This is a genomic window from Vibrio sp. 10N.222.52.C12 (genome assembly GCF_041474215.1).
In the GTDB taxonomy this organism is placed as follows: domain Bacteria; phylum Pseudomonadota; class Gammaproteobacteria; order Enterobacterales; family Vibrionaceae; genus Vibrio; species Vibrio crassostreae_C.
Genome location: NZ_JBFRTR010000052.1, coordinates 1 through 13,315 on the forward strand (window position 1 = coordinate 1; position 13,315 = coordinate 13,315).

A 13,315-nucleotide genomic window follows, 5' to 3' on the forward strand; every position below is an offset into this window, starting at 1 on the left:
CGCACGGTTTTAGTATCAACTTAGTCAATACAAGGACTTTCATTCTTAAAAGAAATAAACCCTTAAATAGTGGCGCGTCCTGGAGGATTCGAACCTCCGACCGCCTGGTTCGTAGCCAGGTACTCTATCCAGCTGAGCTAAGGACGCACGGTGTTCATTCATTAAGAATGAAGTTGTGAAATATATCACATTCTTCTTGCTACAAAGAAAAAAAAAGGCCATCGGCCTGTAATGAATGGCGGTGAGGGAGGGATTCGAACCCTCGATGCAGCTACAAACCACATACTCCCTTAGCAGGGGAGCGCCTTCGGCCACTCGGCCACCTCACCGTCTTGCGGAGGCACATATTACGTTTTACCGAAAATATGTCAAACACTTTATTGAAAAAAATTGGACAAAAACACCCAACCGTTTGCTATTTAATCAAAGCGCTTGCAAATTGAACTTATAAGATTCAAATCGCGCTTTTTCCCTTAAAAATTAAGGTGAAAGATTGGCAATAATAAACAGCCGAAAACAATTATCTAATTTCTCCAGAAGCAAGTGCTACCGCTGATGGCACAATACTACGGGATGCGTATTTTCGCCATAGGGGAAGCGAATAAATCTTGAGTTTTGCCAAACAAAATACAGAGCAACAGTTCTGTTCAACCTTGTCTGTATCTCGCAGCATCACAAAGCATTCACTTCACCACTTTGAGACCGATCCGTTATCCAACCCATCTATGTCCCAATCAGTGTTTCGGTTCCCCAAGATCAAAAAAGGCTAGCAACAATGCTAGCCTCTTCTCTACGCAAAAGTATTAGTAGTTGCCAGCTGCAACGTTACCATTACCTTTTTCAGCTTGAATGCGCATGTAGATCTCTTCACGGTGAACAGATACTTCTTTAGGTGCGTTAACACCGATACGTACTTGGTTACCTTTAACGCCTAGTACAGTAACTGTTACTTCATCACCAATCATCAGTGTTTCGCCAACGCGGCGAGTCAAAATTAGCATTCTTTGCTCCTTGAGTAATCTCTAAATTTATCTAGCTACGAGAGCATTATCCAACAAAAGTTATATTTTCGTAAACTATCGATTGAGTTTATTTAACCAAAATGCACTTCTTTTTTAGGATAACCCTGTGTTTCACGCGCTACGATGTATGCATTGTGTAATATGTTAGCAGCCATATCGACTTGCGTTGGTGATATCACCAAAGTTAAAGACTGCTGCTGCAATAAGTGATGCTGTACATCAATTTCGCCTTCAGACAACAATCCATGTGAACTGACCACAATTTCTTGTGTTCGGCTTCCTACCACAGTTAACAAACTAACCTGTTCACTATTACGGATTTTCTCAGCAAAAACTAGTTTTAATTTGGCACTTATGTCTTGTTTAATAATGAGTGCTGCCCGTTCTGTTTCCTCGATCACACTACAGACTTCGATCCCCAACAGTTGGCAATGTGAAATGAAAGACGGTAAATCTTCATTCAAACACTCGATACGCACCATATCTCTTTGGATGGCGATGCCAGCAATATCATTCAAACACTGATTACCCGCGATCAATGTGCCCTCGCCTTGTTCAAAGCTTGAAAGCACTCGCAATGACACGTTGTGCTGCCATGCATACTGAACACAAGGAAGGTGCAATACCTTAGCGCCTCGGCGAGCCATCTCTTCCATAGAAGGAAAGTCTAAAGTATCTAATTTCTGAGATTGTTTTACGACTCTAGGGTCACAAGAGTAAACACCATCTACATCAGTATAGATCTGGCATTCTTTCGCCTGCAAGGCACCTGCAAGCGCGACCGCTGTAGTATCTGAACCACCGCGGCCTAATGTCGTGATATCACCTTTCGCATTGAATCCTTGAAAGCCTGCAACAATAACAATCTGGTTGTCATCTAGCAGAGCTTGAATCGGAGCAGTATCAATACGCTCAATCGCCGCATTATTATGATTAGAATCCGTGTGTATCTTGGCTTGATAGCCAGTCATCGATGTCGCTTCATAACCTAACTTGTGTAACGTCATTGCTAACAAGGCCATGGAAACTTGCTCGCCAGCCGTTAACAACACATCCAGTTCTCTAGCGTTTGGTACGCTATCAACTTGCGTGGCTAAATTAACTAACCGATTTGTTTCACCAGACATAGCAGAAACGACAACCACGATCTGGTTCCCTTCATTTTTCGCTTCAATGATTTTTTCTGCTACATGATGGATTCGTTCAATTGAACCCACCGACGTTCCACCAAATTTCTGCACGATAAGAGGCATTTTCACCCGTCCTCACCTTCCCAAGACCAATGTCTATATATGACAAAAAAACACATACTCCGCGTCAGGGCGAAGCAATAAAAAATTAACCAAGGAGTCTAACGCCACCATTAGACTTCTTGGTTAATCTCAATCAAACCTTGTTTAAACACACTTCCAATAGGCAAAATAAAAGATGCCCAATCAACTGATTGGGCATCTTTGTATCAATTACTTAAGCTTAAAGACGCTCTTCTAGCCAAGTACGCACAGATTTAAGCGCTTCTGGCAGTGCTGCAACGTCTGTACCGCCCGCTTGAGCCATATCTGGACGACCGCCGCCTTTACCGCCAACTTGCTCAGCAACCATCTTGACGAGATCACCCGCTTTTACTTTGCCGATTAGGTCTTTGGTTACACCAGCAATCAAGCCAACTTTACCGTCTGCTACGTTCGCGATCAGGATGATGCCGCTACCTACTTGGTTTTTAGCGTTATCAACCATAGTACGTAGGTTCTTGTTGTCTGCGCCTTCAATTGCAGCAACCAAAACTTTAGTACCAGAGATGTCTTCTACTTTGCCCATGATGTTTGCGCTTTCTGCAGCAGCCATCTTTTCTTTAAGCAGTTGGATTTCTTTCTCTAGCGATTTCGCTTTCTTAGCTGATTCAGCAAGTTTCTCTTCGTAAGCGTTAGCCTGAGCTTCTACAGCATCTAGAGCAGCTTCACCTGTTACCGCTTCAATACGACGAATACCCGCAGCAATACCACCTTCAGAAGTGATCTTGAATAGACCGATATCACCCGTGTTGCTTGCGTGGATACCACCACAAAGTTCAGTAGAGAAATCGCCCATAGATAGAACGCGAACTTCATCATCGTACTTCTCGCCAAACAGTGCCATTGCACCTTTTTCTTTCGCTGACTCGATGTCCATGATGTTCGTTTCAATCACATGGTTCTTACGAACTTGTGCGTTAACTAGACGCTCTACTTCTTTAATCTGTGCTGGTGTTACCGCTTCAAGGTTAGAGAAGTCAAAACGTAGGTTATCTGGCTTAACTAAAGAACCTTTCTGAGCAACGTGCTCACCTAGCACTTCGCGCAATGCAGAGTGAAGTAAGTGAGTGGCAGAGTGGTTTAGTGAGATAGCAGCTCGACGCTCAGCGTCAACCGTTGCTTCTACTTTATCGCCCTTAGCAAATACACCTTCAACTAGCTCACCGTGGTGCGCAAATGCGTTACCTAGCTTCTGAGTGTCTTGTACTTTGAAAAGACCCGACGCTGTTTTTAGTGTACCAGCATCACCACATTGACCGCCTGACTCAGCGTAGAATGGTGTCTCTTCAAGGATGATGATTGCTTTGTCGCCAGCCGATAGTGAAGCAACCTCTTCGCCGTCAACGAATAGCGCAGAGATTTCACCAGCACCTTCAGTTGCTGTGTAACCACAGAACTCAGTATTGGTGTCTACTTTGATTGTCGCGTTGTAATCCGTGCCGAATTGGCCAGCTTCACGTGCACGCTTACGCTGTGCTTCCATCGCCTTCTCAAAGCCTTCTTCATCGATAGTAAAATCGCGTTCGCGAGCTACATCGTTAGTAAGGTCAGCTGGGAAGCCGTATGTATCGTAAAGTTTGAAAACTGTTTCGCCGTCAAGCTCTTTGCCTTCAAGTGCATCTAGTGCGTCATTAAGAATAACCATGCCGCGCTCTAGCGTACGACCAAAGTTCTCTTCCTCAATGCGAAGTACTTTTTCAACCAGCTCTTGCTGTTTCTTAAGTTCATCTGCCGCAGAGCCCATCACTTCAGCCAGTACGCCCACAAGTTTGTGGAAGAACACGCCTTGTGCGCCAAGCTTGTTACCGTGACGAACTGCACGACGGATGATACGACGTAGAACGTAGCCACGACCTTCGTTTGAAGGCATAACACCGTCAGCAATTAGGAATGAACAAGAACGGATGTGGTCAGCAATAACGCGTAGCGATTGGTTAGATAGATCGTCATGACCAACAACTTCCGCAGTCGCTTTGATTAGCTTTTGGAATACATCAATTTCGTAGTTAGAGTGAACGCCCTGCATGATTGCAGAAATACGCTCAATACCCATACCTGTATCTACAGCAGGCTTAGGTAGCGGTTCCATTGTGCCGTCAGCGTGACGGTTGAACTGCATGAATACGTTGTTCCAGATCTCGATGAAACGGTCACCATCTTCTTCAGGTGTACCAGGACGGCCGCCCCAGATGTGCTCACCGTGATCGTAGAAGATTTCAGTACATGGACCACAAGGACCTGTGTCACCCATCGTCCAGAAGTTATCAGACTCGAACTGTTTACCGCCTTCTTTGTCGCCAATGCGAACGATACGGTCAGCAGGAACACCTACTTTCTTGTTCCAGATATCGAATGCTTCATCATCTGTCTCGTATACCGTTACCAGTAGACGATCTTTTGGCAGTTGAAGAGTTTCAGTCAGGAATTCCCAAGCAAATCCAATCGCTTCTTCTTTGAAGTAGTCGCCAAAGCTGAAGTTGCCTAGCATTTCGAAGAACGTGTGGTGACGAGCCGTGAAACCTACGTTTTCAAGGTCATTGTGTTTACCACCCGCACGTACACAACGCTGAGCCGTAGTTGCTCGAGTGTAGGCACGCTTTTCGGCGCCTAAGAAGCAATCTTTGAATTGGTTCATACCTGCGTTAGTGAATAGCAGGGTTGGATCGTTATGTGGAACTAACGATGAACTGTCTACGATTTGGTGTTCTTTGCTCTCAAAGAACTTAAGGAACGCGTTGCGAACCTCATCAGTGCTCATGTACATGCAGCTCTTCCTGAAAATAGTCGAGTTAGAATTTTGCCGTATTGTAGATCATGGTTAAGGCTTCGACTAGTTTTCTTGTAGAAAAGACACCCTTGGGCAGGATTTTAGTGGGAATTCGATAAAATGAAGAATATTCCACTATATCTTGCCGTGGAAAAGCAGAACTAAATTGACGACCTAGTACCGAAGAAACTCAGTCAACGAAAGAGATTTGACCAAAGACATGCTCGACGGAGCAGATCCAATAAAAAAGCCCCGCATAAAATATGCGAGGCTTTAAATTCTTTCAAAGCGGATGCTTCTTTCAAACATCCACTCTATAAAACGTGAGCTTATAGCTCTTCGTTTTCTTCTTCTTTCTCTACGTCTTTCTCTTCAAGAACAGCAGGAGTCAGTAGTAACTCACGAAGTTTAGTATCGATCTCTAGAGCAACTTCTGGGTTTTCACGTAGGTATTTACCAGCGTTAGCTTTACCTTGGCCGATCTTATCGCCTTTGTAGCTGTACCAAGCGCCTGCTTTTTCTACTAGCTTATTCTTAACACCTAAGTCGATAAGCTCACCTTCGCGGTTGAAGCCTTTACCGTAAAGGATTTGAGTCTCAGCTTGTTTGAATGGTGCAGCAATCTTGTTCTTAACGACCTTGATACGAGTTTCGTTACCAACAACTTCATCACCATCTTTAATCGCACCAGTACGGCGAATATCAAGACGAACAGATGCGTAGAACTTAAGTGCGTTACCACCTGTTGTTGTTTCTGGGTTACCGAACATCACACCAATTTTCATACGAATTTGGTTAATGAAGATAGCCATACAGTTAGACTGCTTAAGGTTACCCGTCAGCTTACGCATTGCTTGAGAAAGCATACGAGCCTGAAGACCCATGTGGCTGTCGCCCATTTCGCCTTCGATTTCTGCTTTTGGTGTTAGGGCTGCTACTGAGTCAATAACAAGAACGTCGATTGCACCTGAACGAGCCAGTGCATCACAGATTTCCAGCGCTTGCTCACCAGTATCTGGTTGAGAAACAAGAAGTGCATCGATATCAACACCAAGCTTTTGAGCGTAGATAGGGTCTAGTGCGTGCTCCGCATCAACGAATGCACACGTCTTTCCCACTTTCTGTGCTGCAGCAATAAGCTCAAGCGTTAGCGTTGTTTTACCTGATGATTCTGGACCGTAAACTTCTACGATACGTCCCATCGGTAGGCCACCAGCACCTAGTGCGATATCTAGAGATAGAGAACCTGTAGAAATAGTTTCTACGTCCATTGTGCGGTTATCACCAAGACGCATGATAGAACCTTTACCAAATTGCTTTTCAATCTGACCAAGGGCTGCGGCTAACGCTTTTTGTTTATTCTCGTCCATTTCTATCTCCACATAATCGGTTGTCTCAACAAGCGATCTAGAATCTATTTCTAACCCACATAGGGGTGACTAATTGGCTTTCATTATACTGTTGATTCATACAGTGTCTATACCTGTATGAAAATAATTTGTACAAATGTTACTTACCTTCCATTGATAGGTAATCATAAATAACTTGCAGGGCATGGTGCGTGGCTTGTTGGCGTACTTGTGATCTGTCGCCTGTAAATACATGCGTTTCTACTTTATCCCAGCCATTTAGCGCTTTCCACGCGAAGCATACTGTACCAACAGGCTTATCTTCGGTCGCGCCACCTGGGCCAGCGATGCCACTGATTGATACAGAGATCGTCCCGTTTGAATGTTGCAATGCCCCGCTCGCCATTTCTATTACGACAGGCTCACTCACGGCGCCGAACTCCATTAAGGTTTTAAGCTGTACACCGATCATCTCTTGTTTGGCTTCATTGCTGTACGTAACAAAAGCGCGATCAAACCATCCAGAGCTGCCCGCAATATCGGTGACTGCACTCGCGACACCTCCGCCAGTGCAAGATTCAGCCGTCACTAACACGTGTTTGTGTTTAGCGAGTAAATGTCCAAGCTGCTCACTAAGGTCTTGAGTCATCTGCATCATCTGCTTCCCTTTATTTACTGTCATATCATTTGGATTCGCATCTTTTCGCATCAGCCGCTTTTCGCACGAAACGCTTTCACGTATCCTAAGCCGCAATAGAAATAAACGAAAGAAGTTAACTGTGAAAGCCGATCAAAAACATACTCCCATGATGCAGCAGTATCTAAAACTGAAAGCAGAAAACCCAGAAATTCTGCTGTTCTACCGCATGGGCGATTTCTACGAGCTTTTCTACGATGACGCTAAAAAAGCCTCTCAACTCCTCGATATTTCACTGACTAAGCGTGGCTCATCAAATGGTGAACCGATTCCGATGGCAGGTGTTCCATACCATGCGGTTGAAGGATACCTTGCAAAGTTAGTGCAACTTGGTGAGTCCGTAGCAATTTGTGAACAGATTGGTAATCCAGCACTTTCAAAAGGCCCTGTTGAGCGCGCAGTAGTGCGTATCGTGACACCGGGTACCGTAACCGACGAAGCCTTGCTTTCTGAACGCGTTGATAACCTAATTGCAGCCATTTATCACCACAACGGTAAATTCGGTTATGCGACACTTGATATTACCTCTGGCCGATTCCAACTTTGCGAGCCAGAAACAGAAGAAGCGATGGCCGCTGAGCTACAAAGAACCTCTCCGCGTGAGCTGCTGTTCCCTGAAGATTTCGAACCCGTCGATTTAATGGCAAGCCGTAATGGCAACCGCCGCCGCCCTGTATGGGAATTTGAATTAGACACCGCTAAGCAGCAATTGAATAAGCAGTTTGGTACTCGCGATCTGGTTGGCTTTGGCGTAGAAAGCGCGAAACTGGGTCTATGTGCGGCTGGTTGTTTGATCCAATACGTGAAAGATACCCAACGTACTGCCCTCCCTCATATCCGTTCACTCACGATGGATAAACAAGATCACTCGGTGATCCTTGATGCTGCAACTCGTCGTAATTTGGAGATCACGCAAAATCTTGGGGGTGGTACTGATAACACCCTTGCCGAAGTACTTGATCATACTGCGACAGCAATGGGTAGCCGTATGCTTAAGCGTTGGTTACATCAACCAATGCGCAATATATCTGCACTCGATCAGCGCTTAGATGCAATTGGTGAAATGAAAGATTTGGCTCTATTCACAGAACTACAGCCAACCTTAAAACAGATTGGTGATATCGAACGTATTCTCGCTCGATTAGCACTTCGCTCTGCTCGCCCTCGCGATATGGCGCGTCTTCGCCAAGCAATGGAATATTTGCCAGAGCTTGCTGAAACACTGACGCAACTGAAGCACCCATACCTAACTCAACTTGCTCAATATGCTTCTCCTGTGGATGAGGTTTCTGAGCTGCTTGAACGTGCAATCAAAGAGAACCCACCGGTGGTTATCCGTGACGGTGGTGTGATTGCAGAAGGCTACAATGCCGAGTTAGACGAATGGCGCGACCTTGCAGCAGGCGCAACTGAATTTCTTGATAAGCTTGAGCAAGAAGAGCGTGAACGTCATGGCATCGACACGCTAAAAGTTGGCTACAACAACGTACATGGTTTCTTCATTCAAGTAAGCCGTGGGCAAAGCCATCTTGTGCCGCCACACTATGTTCGTCGTCAAACGCTGAAAAATGCTGAGCGTTACATCATTCCTGAGCTAAAAGAGCACGAAGACAAAGTACTTAACTCTAAGTCGAAAGCACTCGCTATCGAGAAACAGCTGTGGGAAGAGTTGTTTGACTTACTACTGCCGTATCTAGAGCGCCTACAAAATATCGCCTCTTCAGTATCTCAGCTTGATGTTCTACAGAACTTGGCTGAGCGTGCAGATACCCTTGATTACTGTCGTCCAACCATGACAGAGTCTGCTGGCGTACAAATTCAGGCCGGTCGTCACCCTGTTGTTGAACAAGTGATGGACGAACCTTTCATTGCTAACCCTATCGACCTGAATGATCAACGTAAGATGCTGATCATCACGGGTCCCAACATGGGTGGTAAATCGACCTACATGCGCCAAACGGCACTCATCGCATTGATGGCTCATATCGGTTGTTATGTTCCTGCAGAAAGCGCAACCATCGGCTCTATCGACCGTATCTTTACGCGTATTGGCGCATCCGATGATTTGGCTTCTGGCCGTTCAACCTTCATGGTTGAGATGACAGAAACCGCAAATATCCTGCACAATGCAACACCAAACAGCCTTGTGCTAATGGATGAAATCGGTCGTGGTACCAGTACTTACGATGGCCTGTCTCTGGCTTGGGCAAGTGCAGAGTGGCTAGCCAATCAAATCAATGCGATGACACTGTTTGCAACGCACTACTTTGAGCTAACTGAACTACCTAACCAACTTCCAACTTTAGCAAACGTACACTTAGATGCGGTTGAGCATGGTGATAGCATTGCCTTTATGCACGCAGTTCAAGAAGGTGCTGCAAGTAAATCTTATGGTCTAGCGGTTGCAGGTTTAGCTGGCGTACCGAAAGCAGTGATCAAGAATGCTCGTGCGAAGCTGACTCAGTTAGAAGCGTTAAGTATGGAGTCGCCAACATCGAAGCCAAGCGGTGTCGATATCGCAAACCAACTGAGCCTGATCCCAGAACCGAGTGAAGTAGAGCAAGCGCTAGCGAATATTGATCCTGATGATCTAACTCCTCGCCAAGCATTAGAAGAACTTTACCGCTTGAAGAAGCTGCTTTAGTTTCTTACCAAGTAGCTTGTTATGGCCGTACTGCTATTTTGATTAGACGGCATGAAATACCAAAGCCACAAACAAAAAAACGCTGACTTAAAGTCAGCGTTTTTATTTGTCTTCTATTTAGAGAAGCATCATCCGTTCAATTAGTCGTTTTCTACGTTGAACAGGTTTTCCATATTCAGACCTTGCTTGATAAGAATCTCACGTAGACGGCGAAGACCTTCAACTTGGATTTGACGAACACGTTCACGAGTCAGGCTGATTTCGCGGCCCACTTCTTCTAATGTTGACGGTTCATAACCCAGTAGTCCAAAGCGACGCGCAAGCACCTCTTTCTGCTTAGGATTCAGCTCATCAAGCCAGAAAATCAACGAGTTCTTGATATCGCTATCTTGAGTTGAAACCTCAGGATCTGAATTATTGATGTCTGGAATAATATCCAACAGCGCTTTCTCACCGTCACCACCAATTGGCGTATCAACAGAGCTCACTCTTTCGTTTAGACGAAGCATCTTGCTCACATCACCAACCGGCTTATCTAGCTTAGAAGCAATTTCTTCTGCCGTTGGTTCATGGTCAAGCTTTTGTGATAGCTCTCTTGCAGTACGTAGGTAGATGTTCAGCTCTTTCACAACATGGATTGGCAAACGGATAGTGCGAGTCTGATTCATTAACGCACGTTCAATGGTTTGACGAATCCACCATGTCGCGTAAGTTGAGAAGCGGAAGCCACGCTCTGGATCAAACTTCTCTACGGCGCGAATCAAACCTAGGTTGCCTTCTTCGATTAGATCGAGAAGTGCAAGGCCGCGGTTGCTATAACGACGTGAAATTTTGACCACTAAACGCAGGTTACTTTCGATCATGCGTTTACGTGCTGCTTCATCACCGCGTAGAGCTCGACGTGCATATAGCACTTCTTCTTCAGCGGTTAGTAGTGGTGAGAAACCAATTTCGCCTAAGTAGAGTTGAGTGGCATCTAAACTTTTAGACGTAACTTCAACTTCTTCTTTCGCTTCGGTTTTCTTAGTGACTGTTCGTTTTGCTTTTCCAAGAGCTTCCGGTTCCGTGGTTGCTTGGTCAAGATCGAACTCTTCTTTGGTTACTGCATTGCTTATACTCATAACGCCTCCCCCTGGCGAAATTAGCATGACATCACAACTTTATATGTCGCTAAATGACTATGTCACTCCATACAATATGTATTATTTGCATATTGTATTTAAGGCAAATATCGTTTTGGATTAACGGACTTACCTTGGTAACGAATCTCAAAGTGCAGCCTAACACTGCTGGCTCCAGAGCTTCCCATTGTTGCAATCTTCTGCCCTGGTTTCACACTTTGCCCTTCAGATACTAATAGTCGGTCGTTATGCGCGTATGCACTTAAGTAATTATCATTATGCTTCACAATCACTAGATTGCCGTAGCCTCGTAATGCATTACCCGAATAAACAACCGTTCCCCCTGCAGTAGATACTATTGGCTGACCTCGCTGTCCTGCTATGTCTATGCCTTTATTTCCTTGTTCGCCTACAGAGAAATTCTTGATTACTCTCCCTTTAGTTGGCCATAACCATTTGGATACTTTATCACTTGTTGGTTTGGTGGACGGTGTAACATTCTGTTTACCTTTAGAACCAACATACTCCTTTGATTTGGATTGTTCAACCTTCTTTGGTGGATCTTTTTTAACCACTTTAGTCGTAGTTTGAGTTGGCGCAGGTTTAGAGTTTTTACTCTTTTTAGGCGTAGTTTTAGGGGTACTTGCTGTCGATGACGTAGTGGATGCCGCGACAGGCGCAGCAACTGCTGCAACCGCCACTGTTGATTTACCATACACTGGTGCGCTGTAGCTCGGGCGCCACAACTTAAGCTTCTGCCCTGGGTGGATTGTATAAGGAGCAGAGAGCTTGTTATAACTAACTAAATCGTTAACGTCTTTGTTCGTCACATAAGCAATAAAATAAAGCGTATCGCCTTTTTTCACTTCGTAGTAACTACCGCGATAGCTGCCACGATCAATCGAAGAGTATTTTTTATTTAAGCTTGAAACTGGCGCAGGCGAATTCGCTGCACACCCAACAAGGGCACAGCTAAGTAGTAAAGCACTTACTTTTAACAACTTCGAACGCATCGACTCTCTACCCGCCTACACCATTAGTCTTGTTATTAAGCTAGTTCACCGGGAACAAGAGGTACAAATCTCACCATCTCGATCACGCTCGATAAAAACTCGTCACCATGGCGAACAATCTTCAACAATTGTTGTTCGTCATCACCAACAGGGATTAATAAACGGCCGCCATCTTTCAACTGCTGTAAAAGAGCCTGAGGAATCGACTCTGCAGCTGCGGTGACAATAATCGCATCAAAAGGCGCCTTGGAAGACCATCCTTGCCAGCCATCACCATGTTTGGTTGAAATATTGTAGAAATCGAGTTGCTTCAACCTGCGTTTAGCATCCCATTGTAGAGACTTTATTCGTTCAACCGAATACACATGGTCAACAAGTTGAGCTAGTACAGCGGTTTGATAACCAGAACCCGTGCCAATTTCCAAAACACGGCTATCTTGTTGTAGTTCAAGTAACTCTGTCATTTTAGCAACGATGTACGGCTGAGAGATCGTCTGCCCTTGTCCAATAGGCAGCGCATTATTATCATAAGCTTGATGATACATCGCCTGCGACAAAAAACTCTCTCTTGGTAATTGGTAAATCGCATCAAGCACTTTCTGATCTTGAATGCCATTTTCAATCAGAAAAGTAACTAAGCGCTCTGCTTGTGGATTACTCACTTACTTCTCTCCTAACCATGTCGCCATCGCACCCAACGACTCATGCGCCGTTAAATCAACCTGTAGCGGTGTTACCGATACAAAGCCATGCTCTATCGCATAAAAGTCCGTACCTTCACCAGCATCTTGTTCTTTTCCCGGAGGACCAAGCCAATAGATATCATGACCACGAGGGTCTTTTTGCTTAATCATATCTTCGGCATGGTGACGAGCACCGAGGCGCGTAACTTGAGTACCAGAGAGTTGTTCTAAAGCCAAATCAGGCACATTGACGTTTAACAGGCGATTAGTTGGGATTGGGTTGACTAAATGTTGTTCGACGATACGACGAGCAATCGCTGCCGCTGTCTTAAAATGTTTTTTACCCACCAATGAAAATGCCACCGATTGAACGCCTAAGAAATGCCCTTCCATTGCGGCTGCGACTGTTCCTGAATAAAGCACATCGTCACCAAGGTTAGCACCGTGATTAATACCCGTTAAAACCAGATCGGGCATATCGTTCTTGAGCAGTTCATTTAACGCAAAATGCACACAGTCGGTCGGCGTGCCTTGTACCGTGTAGGTATTTTCTGCAATTTCTTGAACGCGCAAAGGTTGTTCTAAAGTTAATGAATTTGAAGCACCTGAGCGATTTCGGTCAGGTGCCACAATGATAACTTCAGCAAGATCACGTAATTCATTTGCTAGCTCATGAATACCTTGAGCGTGCACACCATCATCATTGCTGAGTAAAATCTTCATCTTG

At 45.0% G+C, this 13,315-nt stretch carries 10 protein-coding genes and 2 tRNA genes; 1 reads left to right on the forward strand and 11 read right to left on the reverse strand.

Annotation, left to right across the window (positions count from 1 at the left end; translation table 11 throughout):
- Positions 1 to 70: 70 nt before the first annotated feature.
- The 7 genes from AB4623_RS10355 to pncC form a co-directional block, all read right to left on the reverse strand.
- Positions 71 to 147: transfer RNA gene (locus AB4623_RS10355), tRNA-Arg, on the reverse strand.
- A gap of 89 nt (positions 148 to 236) precedes the next feature.
- Positions 237 to 329 (reverse strand) — tRNA-Ser (locus AB4623_RS10360).
- A gap of 474 nt (positions 330 to 803) precedes the next feature.
- Entirely contained in the window at positions 804 to 1,001 is a 198-nt protein-coding gene (gene csrA / locus AB4623_RS10365) for a carbon storage regulator CsrA (RefSeq protein WP_102451467.1), read from the reverse strand.
- 92 nt (positions 1,002 to 1,093) lie between these two features.
- Positions 1,094 to 2,275: an aspartate kinase gene (locus AB4623_RS10370; RefSeq protein ID WP_017063224.1), complete on the reverse strand. Its 1,182-nt coding sequence runs from the start codon at positions 2,273 to 2,275 to the stop codon at positions 1,094 to 1,096.
- Positions 2,276 to 2,495: 220 nt separating this feature from the next.
- On the reverse strand, positions 2,496 to 5,078 hold the full coding sequence (alaS, locus tag AB4623_RS10375; protein ID WP_017063223.1) for an alanine--tRNA ligase: 2,583 nt from the start codon (positions 5,076 to 5,078) through the stop codon (positions 2,496 to 2,498).
- 332 nt (positions 5,079 to 5,410) lie between these two features.
- On the reverse strand, positions 5,411 to 6,451 hold the full coding sequence (recA, locus tag AB4623_RS10380; RefSeq protein ID WP_017056586.1) for a recombinase RecA: 1,041 nt from the start codon (positions 6,449 to 6,451) through the stop codon (positions 5,411 to 5,413).
- A 139-nt stretch (positions 6,452 to 6,590) separates the two neighbouring features.
- Positions 6,591 to 7,085: a nicotinamide-nucleotide amidase gene (gene pncC, locus AB4623_RS10385; protein ID WP_029235458.1), complete on the reverse strand. Its 495-nt coding sequence runs from the start codon at positions 7,083 to 7,085 to the stop codon at positions 6,591 to 6,593.
- 124 nt (positions 7,086 to 7,209) lie between these two features.
- Between pncC and mutS the strand changes: the two genes are divergently transcribed.
- Complete coding sequence (gene mutS, locus AB4623_RS10390) at positions 7,210 to 9,771, forward strand: DNA mismatch repair protein MutS (protein ID WP_372146350.1); 2,562 nt, start codon at positions 7,210 to 7,212, stop codon at positions 9,769 to 9,771.
- Between the two features lie 140 nt (positions 9,772 to 9,911).
- Here mutS and rpoS read toward each other — a convergent pair whose 3' ends face one another.
- The 4 genes from rpoS to surE form a co-directional block, all read right to left on the reverse strand.
- On the reverse strand, positions 9,912 to 10,892 hold the full coding sequence (gene rpoS, locus AB4623_RS10395; protein ID WP_017059027.1) for an RNA polymerase sigma factor RpoS: 981 nt from the start codon (positions 10,890 to 10,892) through the stop codon (positions 9,912 to 9,914).
- Between the two features lie 98 nt (positions 10,893 to 10,990).
- Positions 10,991 to 11,905, reverse strand: a complete 915-nt coding sequence (gene nlpD, locus AB4623_RS10400) for a murein hydrolase activator NlpD (protein WP_372146352.1) — start codon at positions 11,903 to 11,905, stop codon at positions 10,991 to 10,993.
- 35 nt (positions 11,906 to 11,940) lie between these two features.
- Positions 11,941 to 12,567 (reverse strand): protein-L-isoaspartate(D-aspartate) O-methyltransferase, encoded by a 627-nt coding sequence (locus AB4623_RS10405; protein WP_065584104.1) that lies wholly within the window; start codon positions 12,565 to 12,567, stop codon positions 11,941 to 11,943.
- Positions 12,568 to 13,311, reverse strand: a complete 744-nt coding sequence (gene surE / locus AB4623_RS10410; RefSeq protein ID WP_065584105.1) for a 5'/3'-nucleotidase SurE — start codon at positions 13,309 to 13,311, stop codon at positions 12,568 to 12,570.
- Positions 13,312 to 13,315 lie beyond the last annotated feature (4 nt).

Bases quoted from the DNA above. Each gene is read 5' to 3' on its own strand.
- rpoS (WP_017059027.1), bottom strand. From the start codon at position 10,892: ATGAGTATAAGCAATGCAGTAACCAAAGAAGAGTTCGATCTTGACCAA.
- csrA (WP_102451467.1), bottom strand. From the start codon at position 1,001: ATGCTAATTTTGACTCGCCGCGTTGGCGAAACACTGATGATTGGTGAT.
- AB4623_RS10370 (WP_017063224.1), bottom strand. From the start codon at position 2,275: ATGCCTCTTATCGTGCAGAAATTTGGTGGAACGTCGGTGGGTTCAATT.
- alaS (WP_017063223.1), bottom strand. From the start codon at position 5,078: ATGTACATGAGCACTGATGAGGTTCGCAACGCGTTCCTTAAGTTCTTT.
- pncC (WP_029235458.1), bottom strand. From the start codon at position 7,085: ATGCAGATGACTCAAGACCTTAGTGAGCAGCTTGGACATTTACTCGCT.
- surE (WP_065584105.1), bottom strand. From the start codon at position 13,311: ATGAAGATTTTACTCAGCAATGATGATGGTGTGCACGCTCAAGGTATT.
- recA (WP_017056586.1), bottom strand. From the start codon at position 6,451: ATGGACGAGAATAAACAAAAAGCGTTAGCCGCAGCCCTTGGTCAGATT.
- nlpD (WP_372146352.1), bottom strand. From the start codon at position 11,905: ATGCGTTCGAAGTTGTTAAAAGTAAGTGCTTTACTACTTAGCTGTGCC.